Origin of the sequence: Streptomyces sp. DvalAA-43, assembly GCF_900091725.1 — a bacterium.
GTDB lineage: Bacteria > Actinomycetota > Actinomycetes > Streptomycetales > Streptomycetaceae > Streptomyces > Streptomyces pulveraceus.
This window is the reverse complement of sequence record NZ_FMBW01000030.1, coordinates 89,504-106,565: the sequence shown is the minus strand read 5'-3', so window position 1 is coordinate 106,565 and position 17,062 is coordinate 89,504. Positions and strand designations below refer to the sequence as shown.

At 72.0% G+C, this 17,062-nt stretch carries 14 protein-coding genes and 1 pseudogene; 9 read left to right on the top strand and 6 right to left on the bottom strand.

Annotated features, from left to right (window positions below; all coding sequences use genetic code 11):
* Positions 1-56: 56 nt before the first annotated feature.
* A complete protein-coding gene (locus GA0115234_RS06510) occupies positions 57-812 on the top strand; it encodes an ABC transporter permease (protein WP_093539895.1) in 756 nt (251 codons plus the stop codon).
* Complete coding sequence (locus GA0115234_RS06505) at positions 809-2,776, top strand: TOMM precursor leader peptide-binding protein (RefSeq protein ID WP_093539894.1); 1,968 nt, start codon at positions 809-811, stop codon at positions 2,774-2,776. Before GA0115234_RS06510 ends, GA0115234_RS06505 begins: the two co-directional genes overlap by 4 nt.
* 143 nt (positions 2,777-2,919) lie before the next feature.
* Here the strand turns inward: GA0115234_RS06505 and GA0115234_RS06500 are convergent, their stop codons facing one another.
* The gene (locus GA0115234_RS06500) at positions 2,920-3,096 is read right to left on the bottom strand and encodes a thiazolylpeptide-type bacteriocin (protein WP_073790073.1); all 177 of its coding nucleotides are present in this window, start codon (positions 3,094-3,096) and stop codon (positions 2,920-2,922) included.
* Positions 3,097-3,345: 249 nt separating this feature from the next.
* Here GA0115234_RS06500 and GA0115234_RS06495 point away from each other — a divergent pair, with 249 nt between their 5' ends.
* Together GA0115234_RS06495 and GA0115234_RS06490 are read left to right on the top strand one after the other, a co-directional pair.
* Positions 3,346-4,635: an amidohydrolase gene (locus tag GA0115234_RS06495; RefSeq protein ID WP_093539893.1), complete on the top strand. Its 1,290-nt coding sequence runs from the start codon at positions 3,346-3,348 to the stop codon at positions 4,633-4,635.
* Complete coding sequence (locus GA0115234_RS06490) at positions 4,632-5,060, top strand: hypothetical protein (protein ID WP_343335933.1); 429 nt, start codon at positions 4,632-4,634, stop codon at positions 5,058-5,060. The genes GA0115234_RS06495 and GA0115234_RS06490 overlap by 4 nt, the downstream gene beginning before the upstream one ends.
* A 22-nt stretch (positions 5,061-5,082) precedes the next feature.
* On the opposite strand, the gene GA0115234_RS06485 is transcribed toward GA0115234_RS06490, so the two are convergent.
* Positions 5,083-6,081 (bottom strand): helix-turn-helix transcriptional regulator, encoded by a 999-nt coding sequence (locus tag GA0115234_RS06485; RefSeq protein ID WP_176729089.1) that lies wholly within the window; start codon positions 6,079-6,081, stop codon positions 5,083-5,085.
* 833 nt (positions 6,082-6,914) lie between these two features.
* On the opposite strand from GA0115234_RS06485, the gene mfd reads away from it, so the two are divergent.
* Positions 6,915-10,457 carry a transcription-repair coupling factor gene (mfd, locus tag GA0115234_RS06480; RefSeq protein ID WP_093539892.1) on the top strand — a complete coding sequence of 1,181 codons (3,543 nt, stop codon included), beginning with the start codon at positions 6,915-6,917 and terminating at the stop codon, positions 10,455-10,457.
* Between the two features lie 57 nt (positions 10,458-10,514).
* Here mfd and GA0115234_RS06475 read toward each other — a convergent pair.
* Positions 10,515-10,908: pseudogene (locus GA0115234_RS06475) on the bottom strand (ATP-binding protein).
* A 151-nt stretch (positions 10,909-11,059) separates the two neighbouring features.
* On the opposite strand from GA0115234_RS06475, the gene GA0115234_RS06470 reads away from it, so the two are divergent.
* Together GA0115234_RS06470 and GA0115234_RS06465 are read left to right on the top strand one after the other, a co-directional pair.
* On the top strand, positions 11,060-11,602 hold the full coding sequence (locus GA0115234_RS06470) for a UTRA domain-containing protein (protein ID WP_093539891.1): 543 nt from the start codon (positions 11,060-11,062) through the stop codon (positions 11,600-11,602).
* Positions 11,599-12,378: a GntR family transcriptional regulator gene (locus tag GA0115234_RS06465; protein WP_093539890.1), complete on the top strand. Its 780-nt coding sequence runs from the start codon at positions 11,599-11,601 to the stop codon at positions 12,376-12,378. Before GA0115234_RS06470 ends, GA0115234_RS06465 begins: the two co-directional genes overlap by 4 nt.
* 39 nt (positions 12,379-12,417) lie before the next feature.
* Here GA0115234_RS06465 and GA0115234_RS06460 read toward each other — a convergent pair whose 3' ends face one another.
* The gene (locus tag GA0115234_RS06460; protein ID WP_093539889.1) at positions 12,418-13,269 is read right to left on the bottom strand and encodes a helix-turn-helix transcriptional regulator; all 852 of its coding nucleotides are present in this window, start codon (positions 13,267-13,269) and stop codon (positions 12,418-12,420) included.
* A gap of 87 nt (positions 13,270-13,356) precedes the next feature.
* On the opposite strand from GA0115234_RS06460, the gene GA0115234_RS06455 reads away from it, so the two are divergent.
* Positions 13,357-14,166, top strand: coding sequence for an SDR family NAD(P)-dependent oxidoreductase (locus tag GA0115234_RS06455; protein ID WP_093540135.1), 810 nt, complete (start codon positions 13,357-13,359; stop codon positions 14,164-14,166).
* 189 nt (positions 14,167-14,355) lie between these two features.
* A complete protein-coding gene (locus GA0115234_RS06450; RefSeq protein ID WP_176729087.1) occupies positions 14,356-15,090 on the top strand; it encodes an HNH endonuclease family protein in 735 nt (244 codons plus the stop codon).
* Between the two features lie 93 nt (positions 15,091-15,183).
* Here the strand turns inward: GA0115234_RS06450 and GA0115234_RS06445 are convergent, their stop codons facing one another.
* Positions 15,184-15,915 carry a hypothetical protein gene (locus GA0115234_RS06445; RefSeq protein WP_093539887.1) on the bottom strand — a complete coding sequence of 244 codons (732 nt, stop codon included), beginning with the start codon at positions 15,913-15,915 and terminating at the stop codon, positions 15,184-15,186.
* Positions 15,916-16,039: 124 nt separating this feature from the next.
* Positions 16,040-16,888 (bottom strand): DUF4352 domain-containing protein, encoded by an 849-nt coding sequence (locus GA0115234_RS06440; protein ID WP_093539886.1) that lies wholly within the window; start codon positions 16,886-16,888, stop codon positions 16,040-16,042.
* Positions 16,889-17,062: the final 174 nt, after the last annotated feature.

The window sequence follows — 17,062 nt, the reverse complement described above, 5'->3', positions numbered from 1 at the left end:
GAGCCCTGCCGCCCCGCCCCACCCACCGACTTCAGCAGTGATACGGAGATCTCCCGATGAGCGCATACGCGGCGCTGAGCCAGGCCGGATACCGGGCCTACACACGCGACAAGACCACGCTCTTCTTCACCTTCGCCTTCCCGCTCATCTTCCTCGTCGTCTTCGGACTGATCTTCCACGGGAAGACGGTCGAGGAGAGTGGCCTGCCCTACATCAACTACATCGCCCCCGGCGTCCTGTCCTGGGGCGTCGGCAACGCCGCCGTGTTCGGGGTCGGCTTCGTCCTCATGCAGTGGCGGCGCGACGACATCCTGCGCCTCATCCGGATGACCCCGACACCGGTATCCGCCCTCCTCGCCTCCCGGTACGTCCTGGCGCTCGCCATCGGCGCCGTCCAGGCCGTCCTCTTCGTGGCCGTCGCCCTGCTGCCTCCGTTCGGCCTGGAGCTGGACGGCCGCTGGCCCCTCGCCCTGCCCGTCCTGGTGCTCGGCATCACCGCGTTCCTCGCTCTGGGCGTCATCGTCGGCAGCTACACCAGGACACCCGAGGCCGTCGCCGCCGTGGCCAACTGCCTGATGATCCCGATGGCGTTCCTGTCCGGTTCGTTCTTCCCGCTGGACGCGATGCCGGGCTGGATGCAGAACCTGTCCCGGGTGCTGCCGCTGCGCTACCTCAACGACGGGATCACCGGCTCCCTCACCGGCGGCGGCACCACCGGCGACATCGGCCTGGCCTGCGTGGTGCTCGCCGGGTTCGCCGTCGTCCTGGGCGCGATCGCGATCAAGACCTTCCGCTGGAGCGACAAGTCATGACGACGGCACCCGCCCCGTCCCCGGTGCGCGGCGAGACCCCGCTGGAGGAGGCCCGTGCCGCGCTGCACGACGAACTCGCCCGCCGCCACCGGGAACTGCCCGCCCCGGCGGCCCTGCCCGCCCCCCGTGTCGTCTCCCTCGGCGCCGCCGACACGCTCGGCTTCGGCGGACCCGACCCGTACGCGGACCTCCGCCCGGCCGCCAACGTCCAGCTCACCTCCCGTGCGGTACTGATCGGCCCCTGGGGCGGCGAGCCGGGAACCGCCGCCTGCGGCCAGTGCCTCGCCATGCGCTGGCAGCGGCTGCGCAGCCGCTCCGAGCGCGAGGCCCTGGAACTCGGACGGCAACCGAACGGCGCCGTCCACTGGCCGGTCCTCACCGCCTACGCGGCCGACGCCGTCTGGGCCCTCTACCGGGCGGTCCTCGGCGGAGACCACGGCCTGCCCGAGGCATCCCCCGCGGACCGGGCCCTGCCCCGGGTCAGCCGGATCGACCTGGTCACCCTTGCCACCGCGACCTTCCCGATCCTGCCCGAGCCGCTCTGCCCCTTCTGCGTCCAGGAGGTGCCGGACACCGCCGATGCGGCCCGCATGCACCTCGGCCCGGCCCCGAAACCGGACCCCGACGGCTACCGGCTGCGACCGCTGTCCTCGTACCCGCTGCCGACCGCCGCCCTCGTCAACCCGGTCTGCGGCGCCCTCGGTTCGGACCTCTGGATCAACCCGACGTCCACCACCACCGCACCCGCCGCCGGAACTCACTTCGTCCGCGGCTACGCCGGTCTGAACGACGTCACCTGGAGCGGCCAGGCCAACAGCTACGACACCAGCCGTGTCCTCGCCCGCCTGGAGGGCCTGGAACGCTACGCGGGCACCACGCGCAGGCGCGGCACCTCGCCCGTCGTGGACAGCTACCACCGCCTCGCCGGCCACGCCCTGGACCCCGCCGCCTGCGGCCTCTACGCCCCCGAGACCTACGCGAACGACCCGATGGTCTCCCCGTTCGACCCCGACCGCCCCATCCCCTGGGTGTGGGGCCACTCGCTGCGCGACGACCGGCCGGTCCTCGTGCCCGCCCGGCTCGCCCACTACAGCGCCGGGGTCGAGGCCGACAACTTCGTCTTCGAATGCTCCAACGGCTGTGCCACCGGCGGCAGTCCGGAGGAGGCGATCCTCTACGGGCTGCTGGAGATCGTCGAACGGGACGCCTTCCTGCTGGCCTGGCACGCCCGGACCCCGCTCACCGCGATCGACCTCGCGACCTGCCGTTCCCCGGCCGTCCGCAGCATGATCGACCGGGCCGGACTGCACGGCTACGACGTCCACGCCTTCGACACCCGGATGGACCTGGCCGTGCCCGTCGTCACCGCCCTCGCCGTGCGCCGGGACGGCGGATACGGCGCCCTGTCGTTCGCCGCCGCCGCCGGATTCGACCCGGAGGCGACCGTCGAGTCGGCGCTGTCCGAAGTCCTCACCTACATCCCGCACCTGCCCTACCAGGTCGCCGAACGGCACGCCGAACTCACCTCCATGGCAGCGGACTTCGGCCGGGTGCGGCAGCTCAAGGACCACGCCCAGCTGTACGGACTGCCCGAAATGGCCGAACACGCCCGGGAGTACCTGGAACCGGTCGCCGTGCGCCCGCTGGCCGACACCTTCGCCGACTGGCAGCCGCGCCGCCCGCGCACCGGGGACCTGCTGGACGACCTGAATCTCCTGCGCGACCAGCTCGTCTCCGCCGGACACGATGTCATCGCCGTCGACCAGACCACCCCCGAGCAGCGCCGCATGGGCCTGCACACGGTCGCCGCGGTCGTCCCCGGCCTGCTGCCGCTGGACTTCGGCTGGGCACGGCAGCGTGCCCTGCTGATGCCCCGGCTGCGCACCGCGCCGCGGGCCGCGGGCAGACGCGCCGACGACCTGCCGGAGTCCGCGGTCAAACGGGTTCCGCACCCCTTCCCGTGACCGCTCCCGTGACCGCTCCCGTGACCGCTCCGACGTCCGCGCCGGCCGGTGCGGACGGGCGCCGACAGCGCACAGGCCCTCTCCGTGCTCACGGCACGGGGAGGGCCTGTGGTCTTGCGGACGACGTGCGGCCGACGGACCGGTCAGGCGCAGCAGGAGGTGGTGCTGGTGGTGCTGGAGCAGGTCGAGGTCGAGGAGCAGGACGTCGAACCGGCGAGCACGACCTCCGCGGCGTCCGAGTAGTCCGAGATCTCGAAGGTCTCCGACTCCAGCTCCAGGATCTCGTCGGCGAGGGTGGCGAGCTCGGTCTTGGGGGCCATGGTGTTCTCCCTTGGTCGTCGGGGACGAACCGGCGGATCCGGCACCGTTCCCCTGCGCTGACGCCATTCCAGCGGGGGCCGCTGTCGGATCGGCAGCGGTTTCGCTGTCAGACCGCTGACACCCCATGACAGCGGAACGCCGCATTGATGAAGCCGGGGCGGCGCAGGCTGATGCAGCCGGCCCCACACGTGCCCGGCGGGCCGGGAGGAAGACGACCCGGCCCGCCCAGCGGAACGAGGTGAGATGACATGCAGGAGACAGCCGAGTCCCCGCCCGGCCCCCCGCCCCCGCAACGTTCCGGACAATCCGGACCGCCCCCGGTGGCGCGGGAGGTTCTGCGTCCGGCGCTGGAGCTGTACCTCGACATCCACGCCCACCCCGAACTCTCCGGGGCCGAGCGGCGCACCGCGGACCTGTTCGCCGCCCGGCTGGAGGCGAGCGGCTGCACGGTGACCCGGAAGGTCGGCGGCGGCCACGGACTGGTCGGCGTCCTGCGCAACGGGAACGGTCCGACGGTGATGCTCCGCACCGAATTCGACGCCCTTCCGGTCACCGAGCGCACCGGCCTGGCCTATGCGAGCACCGTGCCGGGCATGATGCACGCCTGTGGCCACGACCTCCACCTCGCCGCGGTCACCGGCGCGGTGGACGAACTCGACCGGACCAGGTCCGCCTGGCGGGGCACGGTCCTGGTGGCGGGCCAGCCGGCCGAGGAGACGCTGACCGGGGCGCGGGAGATGCTGGCGGACGGTCTGTACGAGCGTTTCGGCACCCCGGACGCGGTGCTCGCCCAGCACACCTCGCCCTCGCCCGCGGGCACCCTCGCGCACGCCGCGGACCCCGGTACGCCGCTGATGGCGGCCAGTGCGTCGGTGGAGATCACCCTGTACGGGCGCGGCGGTCATGCCGGAGCGCCGCACCTGGCCGTCGACCCGGTCCTCACGGCGGCGGCGACGGTGCTGCGGCTCCAGTCCGTCGTGTCCCGGGAGACCGCCCCGGCCGAGCACGCGGTGCTGACCGTCGGTGCGATGCGGGCCGGGGGCCCGGCCAACGTGATCCCGGACACCGCGGACCTCTCGCTGTGCGTACGGGCGCTCTCCGAACCGGCCGTCGACCGGATGGTGGCCGCCGCGCTGCGGATCGTGCGGGCCGAGTGCGCGGCGTCCGGCTGCCCGGAGGACCCGGACTTCACCGTCACCGCCCGCTCGCCCGCCCTGCTGACCGACGGGGCCGCCACCGCCGCGGTGCGCCGGGCGCACGAGGAGCTGTTCGGCCCGCACCGGGTCGTTGGCACCGGCCCGCTCACGGCCACCGAGGACTTCGCCCGGTTCGGCGCCGGGGGAGTGCCGACGGTGTACTGGCTGCTCGGTGTCACGGGGGCCGGGCCGTGGCGCCGGGCCCGGGACGGCGGTCCGCCGGTGCCGCCGAACCACGCGCCGGAGTTCGCCCCGGACGCCCGTACCGCCCTGCCCACCGGGATCGCGGCCATGGCGTCGGCCGCGCGGCGGCTCCTCGCCCCGGCAGGGGGCACCGCATGACCCGCCGGGGCGAGACGGCGCACGGCACCGGCCAGGGGATGACACACGGCCCCGGCCACGAGGCGGCGCATGGCACCGACCAGGGGATGACACACGGCCCCGGCCACGAGACGGCACACGGCACCGGCCACGTCGACCTGGTCGCCGTCCGTCGCGACGGTACCGCCGCGACGGGCGAGACCACCGTCGTACGGCTGCTGAGCCTGCTGCCCACCCACTGGCTCTGCGCCCCCCGGTCGGTGGGCCCCGACCGGATCACCCTGCGCATCGCCCTCGACGAGGCCGTCGACCCGGGCGCGGTCCGCCGGGCCGTCGCCGGTGCCCTCGCCGACCGGGCACTGGACGGCTGGGTACTGGACGGCTGGGCGGAGGAGCCCCGAGGGCTCGGATCCGGCCGTGTTCCCGGACCGGGGAAGGAGCCCTGAGAGCCCTGAGAGCCCCGAGCACTCAGATCCAGCCGCGCTCCCGGGCGAGCAGTGCGGCGTGGGCGCGGCTCGCGGCGCCGAGGGTCTGCATCAGCTCGGCCACGTACCGCCGGTACGTGCGTACCGAGACGCCCAGTTCGCGTGCGCCCGCCTCGTCCTTGCCCACGGAGCACATGGAGACCAGAACCCGGTGCTCGGTCTCCGACAGGCGGTCGTCCGGCGCTTCCTCCGCCTCGCCCTCCGCCTGAGCGAGGTCCGCCGCCTGGTCCCAGATCTTCTCGAAGAGGGCGATGATGTTGCACACCAGGCCGCTGCGGTGGGCCAGCAGCGCACCACGTGAGGTGTCGTGCGGGTCCAGCGGAACGAGCGCCGCCTTGCGGTCGTAGACCAGCAGCCGCTCGGCGCCGCGCTCCGTCACCCGGATCATGGCCCCGTGCCCGGCCAGCTCCTTCAGGTACGCGGCGGTCGCCGGATCCCGCAGGGCATCCCGGATCACCACGTTCCGGATCTTTACGCCGCGCCGCAGACATCGCAGGTCCAGGGGGCGCGAGCGGGCGATGTTCTCCGGCGACAGCTTGGTGTACGGCTCCACGGAGAGGATCTCCTCCCGCGCGAAGAACGCGAGGTCGTCGATCCGGTTGCGGATCTGCGCGAGCCCCTCCAACTGCTCGATCCCCGCCGCGGGAGGCTTACGGGTGTTCTGCTCCGCACGCAGGCCGTCGATGACATGCCGGGACCGGGTGACGCGCTGGAACTCCTGGTGCAGGGCGTGTAACCGCAGATCGATCAGGTGCGCCACGGCGATCTCGGGATCGGTCGGGAAGACGCGCAGATCCGGTTCCTCGGGGTGGAGCAGCCCCAGCTTCTGGAGCCGCTCGACGTGAGTGCGCGCGGACGCCGGGGTCGTGTGCAGAAGGAGGTGCAGATGGTCCGTGGTGGTGCCGGGGTTGCGCAGGAAATGCCGGTATATCTCTTCCTCGGCCTCCGAGACTCCGAACACGGACATCTCGTTGTCGCCCACGTGTGCCCCCGCTGCCTGGTCCCGTACGGCCGCACGCATCCCCGGAGGTCGACCGCGGGATCCGGTCTGCGGCTGCCGCGCTGACTGCCCGTGCACCTGCTTGTGGAATCTTTCGGCCAAAGAGTAGACGCTGAGATCATTTCTGTGAGGGCCTCGGGCACAACTGTGCAAGAGATGGAGACGAACGGTGTGTGTCCAGCGATGAGCGGCCCTCCGCACGAGACGGACGGTCCGGGCCGGGCGCCCGCCGAGCGGGACCGTCCCCGTCTACGACGCATTCCGGCCACAGCGCCGAGCACCGACGCAGACCGGCCATGCCGTGGTGCCGGTCGGGTTCTCGGTCTGTCCGGCCGTGCCGTGGTGCCGGTCCGGTCCTCGGCCTCTCCGGCCCGTGGCTCGTTCGGCCCGTGGCCTGTCCGGCCCCTGGCCCGTTCGGTCACGACGCCGTGCAGGTCCGTACGGCCCCGGTCCGTCCGGCCGTCCGGAACCCGTCGCCCGTCCCGCCCCGGGGCGGATCGCGGGCGCGGGCGCCCCTGCGGAGTCGTAGGCTGGTGGTCCCCGGCCCGCCCGGGGGTGGCTCCTGGACCGTGCCGGCGGGCCCGGCACGCGGACACGACGGCGAAAGCCCGGCCGAGCGGGCGCCCGCGGCGCGGTGTCGCCGCCCGTGCCCCGCACGTGCCGCGCACCCGCCGACGAGGACCGCGCGCACCGCCCGCGTCCCCGGTCCGGCCCGGAAGCCGCCCCCGCACACGTGTCGGGCCCTTCGCGTTGCCCCGACCCTGGCAGCAGCCGGCTGCCGGGACCTGCCCTTCGTTACCGGACGGAAGCCCTTCATGAGCCTGCACGGTCTGCTGGATGTCGTCGTACGTGATCCGGCGCTCGACGAAGCGGTGAAGGCCGCCGGCGACGGCCACCGGATGCATGTCGACCTTGTCGGCCCGCCCGCCGCCCGCCCCTTCGCCGTCGCCGCGCTTGCCCGCGAGACCGGGCGGACCGTGCTCGCCGTCACCGCGACCGGCCGGGAGGCCGAGGACCTGGCGGCCGCGCTGCGCACCCTGCTGCCGCCGGACACGATCGCGGAGTTCCCGTCCTGGGAGACGCTGCCGCACGAGCGGCTCTCGCCCCGCTCGGACACCGTGGGCCGCCGCCTCGCCGTGCTGCGGCGCCTGGCGCACCCGAGGGCGGACGACCCGGAGACCGGCCCGGTCTCCGTCGTCGTCGCGCCCATCCGCTCCGTGCTCCAGCCGCAGGTCAAGGGGCTCGGCGACCTGGAACCCGTGGCGCTGCGCATCGGCCAGAGCGCCGATCTCGGCAAGACCGTCGAGGCGCTCGCGGCGGCCGCGTACTCCCGGGTCGAACTGGTCGAGAAGCGTGGCGAATTCGCTGTGCGCGGCGGCATCCTGGACGTCTTCCCGCCGACCGAGGAGCACCCCCTTCGGGTGGAATTCTGGGGCGACGACGTCGAGGAGATCCGCTACTTCAAGATCGCCGACCAGCGGTCGCTGGAGATCGCCGAGCACGGGCTGTGGGCGCCGCCCTGCCGTGAGCTGCTGCTCACCGACGAGGTGCGGGAGCGGGCCGCCGCCCTCGCCGAGCAGCACCCGGAGCTGGGCGAGCTGCTCAACAAGATCGCCGAGGGGATCGCGGTGGAGGGCATGGAGTCCCTCGCCCCGGTCCTCGTCGACGACATGGAGCTGCTGCTCGACGTGTTGCCGAAGGGTTCGATGGCGCTGGTCTGCGACCCGGAGCGGGTCCGTACCAGGGCCGCCGACCTGGTCGCCACCAGCCAGGAGTTCCTCCAGGCGTCCTGGGCGGCGACCGCGGGCGGGGGTGAGGCCCCGATCGATGTCGACGCGGCCTCGCTGTGGGGCATCGCGGACGTCCGGGACCGGGCCCGTGAGCTGGGGATGATGTGGTGGTCGGTCTCCCCGTTCGCCGCCGGCGAGGCCGACGAGGCCGATGAGGGCGCCGACACGCTCAGGCTCGGCATGCACGCCCCGGAGGCGTACCGCGGCGACACCGCCCGCGCGTTCGCCGACACCAAGGGCCGGCTCGCCGACGGCTGGCGCACGGTGTACGTCACCGAGGGCCAGGGCCTGGCCTCCCGCACCGTCGAACTGCTGGGTGGCGAGGGCATCGCCGCCCGTCTCGACCCGGACCTGGCGGAGATCACCCCGTCCGTCGTCCATGTCTCCTGCGGCGCGATCGACCACGGCTTCGTGGACCCGGCGCTGAAGCTCGCCGTCCTCACCGAGACGGATCTCACCGGCCAGCGCACCGCCACCAAGGACCTGGGCCGGATGCCGGCCCGCCGCCGCAAGACGATCGACCCGCTGACGCTGGAGACCGGCGACTACATCGTCCACGAACAGCACGGCGTGGGCCGCTACATCGAGATGGTGCAGCGCACCGTGCAGGGCGCCACCCGCGAGTACCTCCTCGTCGAGTACGCCCCCGCCAAGCGCGGCCAGCCCGGCGACCGGCTCTACATCCCGACCGACCAGCTGGAGCAGGTCACCAAGTACGTCGGCGGCGAGGCGCCCACCCTGCACCGGCTCGGTGGCGCCGACTGGACGAAGACGAAGGCGCGCGCCAAGAAGGCCGTCAAGGAGATCGCCGCAGACCTGATCAAGCTGTACTCGGCCCGGATGGCGGCCCCCGGCCACACCTTCGGCCCCGACACCCCCTGGCAGCGCGAGCTGGAGGACGCCTTTCCGTACGCGGAGACGCCCGACCAGCTCTCCACCATCGCCGAGGTCAAGGAGGACATGGAGAAGTCCGTCCCGATGGACCGGCTGATCTGCGGTGACGTCGGCTACGGCAAGACGGAGATCGCGGTCCGGGCGGCGTTCAAGGCGGTCCAGGACGGCAAGCAGGTCGCCGTGCTCGTCCCCACGACTCTCCTCGTCCAGCAGCACTTCGGCACATTCACCGAGCGCTACTCCCAGTTCCCGGTCAACGTGCGGGCGCTCAGCCGCTTCCAGTCCGAGACCGAGTCCAAAGCGACTCTCGAAGGGCTCCGCGAGGGCTCCGTCGACCTGGTCATCGGCACCCACCGCCTCTTCTCCTCCGAGACGAGGTTCAAGGACCTGGGCCTGGTCATCGTCGACGAGGAGCAGCGCTTCGGCGTCGAGCACAAGGAGCAGCTGAAGAAGCTCCGCGCCAACGTGGACGTCCTCACCATGTCCGCGACGCCGATCCCCCGTACGCTCGAAATGGCCGTGACCGGCATCCGCGAGATGTCGACGATCACCACGCCGCCCGAGGAGCGCCACCCGGTCCTCACCTTCGTCGGCCCGTACGAGGAGAAGCAGATCGGCGCGGCCATCCGCCGCGAACTGCTCCGCGAGGGCCAGGCGTTCTACATCCACAACCGCGTCGAGTCGATCGACCGCGCCGCCGCCAGGCTCCGCGAGATCGTCCCGGAGGCCCGTATCGCGACGGCCCACGGCCAGATGTCCGAACAGGCCCTGGAACAGGTGGTGGTGGACTTCTGGGAGAAGAAGTTCGACGTCCTGGTCTCCACCACGATCGTCGAGTCCGGCATCGACATCTCCAACGCCAACACCCTGATCGTGGAGCGCGGCGACAACTTCGGCCTCTCCCAGCTCCACCAGCTGCGCGGCCGCGTGGGCCGGGGCCGCGAGCGGGGGTACGCCTACTTCCTCTACCCCCCGGAGAAGCCGCTCACCGAGACGGCCCACGAGCGCCTCGCCACGATCGCCCAGCACACCGAGATGGGCGCGGGCATGTACGTGGCGATGAAGGACCTGGAGATCCGCGGCGCGGGAAATCTCCTGGGCGGCGAGCAGTCCGGCCACATCGCGGGCGTCGGCTTCGACCTGTACGTCCGCATGGTGGGCGAGGCGGTCGCCGATTACCGGGCCTCCCTCGAAGGCGGCGTGGAGGAGGAGCCGCCGCTGGAGGTCAAGATCGAGCTTCCGGTCGACGCCCATGTCCCGCACGACTACGCCCCCGGCGAGCGGCTGCGCCTCCAGGCGTACCGCGCCATCGCCTCCGCCACCACGGAGGACGACATCAGGGCGGTCCGCGAGGAGCTCACCGACCGCTACGGCAAGCTCCCCGAGCCGGTCGAGAACCTCCTCCTGGTCGCGGGCCTGCGCATGCTGGCCCGCGCCTGCGGCGTCGGCGAGATCGTCCTCCAGGGCCCGAACATCCGGTTCGCCCCGGTGGAACTGCGCGAATCGCAGGAGCTGAGGCTGAAGCGCCTCTACCCGAGAACGGTCATCAAGCCCGCCGTCCACCAGATCCTGGTCCCCCGCCCCACCACCGCCAAGGTCGGCGGCAAGCCGGTCGTGGGGCGTGAACTGCTGTCTTGGACGGGGGAGTTCCTCACTACGATCCTGGGGTCGTAGTTCCTGGAGCGGTACGTGAAGAGGTCCCGCCGGACGTTCGGCGGGACCTCTTCCCCGTCATGGGGCGGCCGGTCTCCTGAACGCGAGCCAGACGGTCTTGCCGACGACGTGGTGGTCGACGCCGAACTCCGCGGCAAGTTTCATCGACCAGGAATAAGCCGCGCCCCGAGCAGCAGTCATCTTCCGCGTGCTGGATCGCCGGTCGTCCGCCGCCGCTGTCCCGCACTTCCAGGCGCACGAGATCCTCTGTTGCCCGGAGGCGGACGGCGAACTCCCTTCCCGGCGGGACGCCGTGCAGCAGGGCATTGGTCGCCAGTTCCGAGACGCAGAGCCGTATGTCCTCGATCAAGGTGGTGAGCTGCCACTCCGTGAGTGCTTCGACGACGAAGTCGCGTGAGGCACCGACAGAGGTGCGTCGCCGGGGAAAGCGCCGTTGCTGAGACAGGGACACGGTGGTCCACCGCCTTGCTCGTGGGGCACGACGCGCACACCGTACTGCTATTCGCGAAAAGCGGCACGGTTTACTCTGGGGGGTGCGGCCAGGTCGCCTACCGTGTGGATACCGCAGGCTGGGACGGGCGTCGGCTGCGAAGGAGGAGGGCATGGGCGGCAGCGAATGGGTCAGCACCTCGGTGCCGTACCTTTTCGTGTCTTCGGGGGGTCCAGGTGACGCGTGGGCCGCGGAGGCCGCCGCGGAGGGCCGCCGGGGCAGCCAGCGCATCATTCAGGCTGGCGAGGTGGCCGCGGCGGAAGCGGTTGCGGAACTGCTGGGGCTGCCCGCCGGCCGGCGCGTCGTTGCTCGTCGCAGGATCATGTATCTCGACGGTGAGCCCTGCGAGTTGACGGACACGTACTACCCCGTGAGCATCGCGGGCGGCACTGCTCTGGCCGGGACCGCCAAGATCCGGGGCGGGGCGATCAGATTGCTGGCGGACCTGGGTCACGTCGGCGTACGCGTCCGCGAGGACGTGACCGCGAGGCTGGCGAGCGGCCACGAGCGGGAACAGTTGGGGCTGGCAGCCGGCGAGCCCGTACTGCAACTGACCCGGCTCACGCTGGACGACGAGGATCGGCCCATTCAGGTCGACATCATGGTCATGCCGCCACGGCGCCAGAAGTTGCGGTACGAGATCAGGATCGGATGACTGTGCCCAGACCCGAAGCGGATGCCGTCGACCGCCGTTCACTGCACGAGCGGATCGCGGCCGACCTCAGGGACCAGATCATGGGCGGGGACCTCGCTCCCGGCGCCAGCCTGCCCTCCACCGTGCATCTCAAGGAACGGTTCGACGCCTCGAACGCGACGGTGCAGAAGGCGCTGCAACTGCTCAAGGACGAACAGTTGGTGATCGGCAGGGCGGGCGCCTCCGTGACGGTCCGCGAGCACCGGCAGCGAACCGTCCGCCCGGCCTCGTCCATGGCTCCGGCGGGTTCCGGCGAGCCGTACCGCTGGCTGACCGAAGCGGCCAGGAACGGTTCCCGCGCGCACAGCACGCTCCTTGAGGTCGCCGAGGCTGTGCCGCCTGCGGACGTCGCCGAAGCGCTCCGGCTCCCGAAGTCCGGCACCGCGGTCCTGCGGCGCCAACTTCTCACGATCGACGACGAGCCGGTCGAGCTGGTCGCGTCCTACTACCCGCTGGACATCGCCCATGGCACGGCGATGACCGAGCCCCGAAAGATCCCTGGCGGCACCCCGACCCTGCTCGCCGAGCTGGGCTGCCCGCCGCGACTCAGCGTGGACCGGGTCTCCGCGCGCGTCCCCACCCAGGAGCAGTACCAGGCGCTCCGACTGCCCGGCGGGCTGCCGGTGCTCCGTACCCTGCGCGTCGTCCACAGCGACGACGAGCGGCCCATCGAGGCGACCGTCATGGTCAAGGCGGGGCATCTGTACGAGTTGCAGTACGAGTTCGTTGCCGAGTGAGCGGTGCCCGGGTTCCGGCCACGACGGAACGCGGGCGTTCTAGCCGGGCACGTCCAGGCGCTGGGTGCCGACGACCGACAGCAGCCGCAGGGCCTGTTCGGCCGGTGAGCCGGGGGTGGCGGTGTAGATGACGACCCGCTGGTCCCGGTCGGCGATGTCCAGGATGTCGCAGTTGACGGAGACAGGGCCGACGAGGGGGTGATGGAAGGTCTTGCAGAGGGTGGGGCGGGCGGTCACGTCGTGGGCCGCCCAGATGCGGGCGAACTCCTCGCTGCCGGACAGGAGTTCGTCCACCAGACCGGTCACCTCCGGGTCGCCCGGGTAGCGGGCCGCGGCGGCGCGCAGGTGCTGGGCCGAGGTCCGGACGAACTCGTCCGCGTCCGAGACCCCGTACAGGGGCCGGCCGTTGCGGTGCGGTCCCAGGAAGGCGCGCCGGATGAGATTGCGGTCGCGGCGCGGCAGGGCGGAGAAGTCCTCCATCAGTGCGGCGGCCAGGTCGTTCCAGGCGATCACTTCGTACGTCGCCGACAGCACCAGCGACGCGGCCTCCGGCAGCCGGTGCAGCAGGTCGACGATGCTCTGCCGCACCTCCCTCGACGGGCCCGGCAGCGGGCCGGGCGGGGTGCCGGCGAGGTGGTGGAGGTGGTCGCGCTCGGCGTCCGACAGGCGCAGGGCGCGAGCGAGCTGGACCAGCACCTCGCGGGAGGGATGCGGGCCGCGTGCCTGCTCCAGCCGGGTGTAGTACTCGGTCGAGATGAACGCCAGCTGCGCCACCTCCTCGCGGCGCAGCCCCGGTGTGCGGCGGCGCGGCCCGGCGGGCAGCCCCACGTCGGCGGGGGTGATCCGCTCGCGCCTGCTGCGCAGGAAACCTGCCAGTTCTCGTCGATCCACCCGTCCAGTGTGCGCGAGCTCCGGCCGGCCCAGCCAGGTACTGCCGGTGCCTGGATGAGGGCCGCGGCCCGGCGCAGGCTCGTCGGCATGAACGACACGACGATCACATCCACCGCAGCCACCACGTCCACCGCACATCCGGGCCTGCTCGCCGGCAAGGTCGCCTTCATCACCGGAGCCGGCCGCGGCATCGGCGCGGCCGCCGCGCGGCTCTTCGCCCAGGAGGGCGCCCGGGTGCTCCTCGCGGCCCGTACCGAGGCCCAGCTCAAGGCGGTGACCGAGGAGATCCGGGCGGCGGGCGGCACCGCGGAGTACGCGCTGTGCGATCTGGCCGACCCGGCGGGCATCCGGGCCGCCGTCGACCGGACGGTGGAGCTGTACGGACGGCTCGACGCCGCCTTCAACAACGGTGCGACGGCCCAGCCGCCCGGCCCGATGGACCAGCTGGCGGAGGTCGACTTCGACCGTGTGTACGCGGTCGACCTCAAGGGGCCGTGGCTCGCCATGAACGCCGAGATCGCCGCGATCCGGGCCACCGCCGGGAGCGGGGCGATCGTCAACACCTCCAGCGTCGGCAGCCTGATGGGCAACCCCTGGCTGCCCGCCTACGGCGCCGCGAAGCGGGCGGTCAACAGCCTCACCGCGTCGGCCGCCGTCACCTACGGCCCGGAGAACATCCGGGTCAACGCCATCGCGCCCGGCACCACGCTCACCGAGATGGTCCACGAGTGGGAGGCGGATTCTCCCGGCATCATCGAGCAGCTCAACGCCCGGACCCCGCTGGGCCGCGCGGCCGACCCGGATGAGATCGCCCAGGCGGCCGCCTGGCTGCTGAGCGACCGCGCCTCCTACGTGACCGGCACGGTCCTGCGCGTGGACGGGGGCATGCGGGCCTGAGCCGGGGCCCGGCCGGGCCGGGGGCGGGCCGAGGCCGGGCCGGGGGCGGAGGATGTGATTCCGGCCGCATCGGGGCGGTGGCGTGCTCATGAACACCCGTCAGCGGGGAAGGCCTCCGTAGGATTCCCGGGTTCGGCTTTCTCCCCGTCAGGACGGTTCCGAGTGATATCTCCCCGCACATACCGAGTGATGCTGCCCGCCCTCAGCGTGGCGGCGGTGCTGGCCCTGGCCGGCTGCGACCCTGAGTCCTCACCCTCCGAGGGGAGCGGAGGCGGGCGGGCCGTCACCGGATTCGGGGCCAGCCCGCTCGACAACGCCGACGGTACGAAGCCGGGGCTCGCGCCGCTCACCTCCGAGGCGGACCGGGCGGCCGGCCGGAAGGTCATCGAGAAGGTGGCGACGAAGGGGCGGGGGCCGAAGACCGGTTATGCGCGGGACAAGTTCGGCTACGCGTGGAAGGACTCGGTCGACGGGATACCGCTCGCGAGGAACGGCTGCGACACCCGCAACGACCTCCTCGCCAGGGACGGCAAGGACGTGAAGTTCAGGTCCGGTTCGGACTGTGTGGTCGTGTCGATGACCCTCAAGGACCCGTACACCGGCTCGACCATCGACTGGCGCAAGCAGCAGGCCACCAAGGTGCAGATCGACCACGTCATGCCGCTCTCGTACGACTGGCAGATGGGCGCCGCGCGCTGGAACGAGGCCAAGCGGCAGCAGATCGCCAACGACCCGCTCAACCTCGTTCCGGTGGACGGTCCGGCCAACAACGCCAAGCGCGACTCGGGGCCGGCCTCCTGGCTGCCGCCTTACAAGCCGGTCCGCTGCTCGTACGCGGTGCGGTTCGCGCAGGTGTCCCTGAAGTACGAACTGCCGGTCACCGCCGCCGACAAGAGGGCGATGCTGGAGCAGTGCGGCGGGTGACCGTCCGGACGGGCCCCTGACGGGGCGGGTGACGGACGGGTGGAACCCGCCCCGGGGCGGGGCGGGTTCCGGTGCCCCGGTGGTCCGGGGGCTTCAGGTCTTCGGCGCGTTCACTGTGAACGGCTGGTCGAATGCGGAGAATTCGACTGTCGCGGGGGCGGTGCCGCCTCCCGTGCCGTCGTGCGGGAGGCGCAGCTTCAGCTTCAGCAGGAAGGGCTTGCCGGTGGTGGCGATGTCCGCCGCCCATTTCCCCTCGGCTGTTTTTCCGGTGACGGTCAGGGCGGGCGCGTCGGAGCCGGAGGTGGTGGTCGTCCTTCCTTTGCGGGCCGTTCCGCTCTGCGGTGCGAGGGGGCCGAGGAAGGTCTCGCGGTCGCAGTAGCGTTCGGCCAGCTCCGCGTGCCGGTCGCCGGGGGCGGGCTTCGTCCAGCGGCCTGCGCGGTCGGCGGTATCGGTGGCGGTCTTGGTGGCGGTATCGGCGGTGGTGGTTCTGATGTCGGATCTGGTGCGGACCGTGCCGCCCGTCCGCACCAGCTCCATGGTGCCGGTCGCGCCCAGGGAGAGCGTGACCGTGCACGCGCCCCTGATGTCCGTGGCCACGAACGCCTCGACCGGGCCCTCGGGGGAGGTCGTCTCCACCGCCATGCGGACCGACTTGGCGGCCCGGGTCGCCGCGAGGGCCTTGTTGACGACCTCGGGGCCGGTCAGCCGCGCATAGGGGGCGGTGGCGTCGGGTGCGTCCTCCGGAAGCATGCCGCAGGCCGACGCGAGGGCGAGGGCGGTCGCGGCGCTCAGGGTGGCTGCCGAGGCGCGGGCGAGAAGGCGCATGGTGGGCGGCTCCGGTCTCTCCGGTTCGTTCTGTCCGGTTCGCGTTCTGCCCGGTTCGGCCTGTGTGGTTCGGCCTGTGCGGTTCGCTCTGTGTGGTTCGTTCTGTCCGGGCCCGGAAGGACGGTCAGAGCTTCAGGTCCCACTGGGAGGCGTCGTACGTGAAGCCGGGGTTGACCTCGACGGTCAGGTTCTTGGCGTCCGCCGGGGCGTCGAAGGCGAACTGGACCGTGACCTTCTTGCCCGGCAGGACCGTGCCGCTGAAGCCCGCGCCGACCTTGTTGTCGAAGATCTGCCCGGCGTCCACGCCGTCCTTCCCGGCCCGCGCCGAGACGCTGACGAGCGCGGAGTCGAACTTCTCCTTGCCCGCGTTCTCGATGACGACGGCGACCCGGTAGGCCTTCTGGCCCTTGGTGTGTCCGGCGGCGTAGGCGTCCGGGGTGTACGAGGTGGCGTCGCCGACCGTGACCGTCAGATCGTCGTCGTACACGGCCGAGTCACCGGCCTCCAGTGCCTTGCCGGTGTCCTTCTTCTCCGCGCCGGCCTTGTCCGTGCCCCCGCCCTTGGCGGAGTCGTCGCCGGGCTTCGGCTTCGCGGAGGCCGTGGTGTCCGACACCGCCTTGCCGAGGTCGTCCACCGCGTCGCCCACGGCCTTGAACGTGATCACCGCGCCCACCACCGCGAGGATCAGCGAGATCAGGCCGAGCACGGCGCCGAAGGTGGTCACGCCCTTGTTGGTGGCCTCGCCGCGCTTCGCCCGGCCCCGGCCCGCCAGGCCCAGGATCAGGGCGATGAGGCCGAGGATGCCGGCCAGCCAGAACAGGAACGGGACCAGGCCGGACACGGCGCCGATGACACCCAGGACGAGAGCGGCGATGCCCAGTCCGTTGCGGGCCGGGCGCGTCCCCGGCGTCTGGGCGGGGGCGTACGGCTGCTGGGGCTGCGGGGACTGCGGCGGCTGCGTGAACTGGGACATGGCTGTGCCCTCCGGCAAAAGCAGAAATGGATGGTGAGCGGTTCCGTGCACCGCTCCGGTGTGGCGATGGGTCAATAACAGCAGAGCTTGTGAACCGAGTCAACACGGTTCACGGTGGATGGGTTGATGCACGCTGTGAATCGATGTCGTGTGAACCGGGTCGGTATGCTCGCC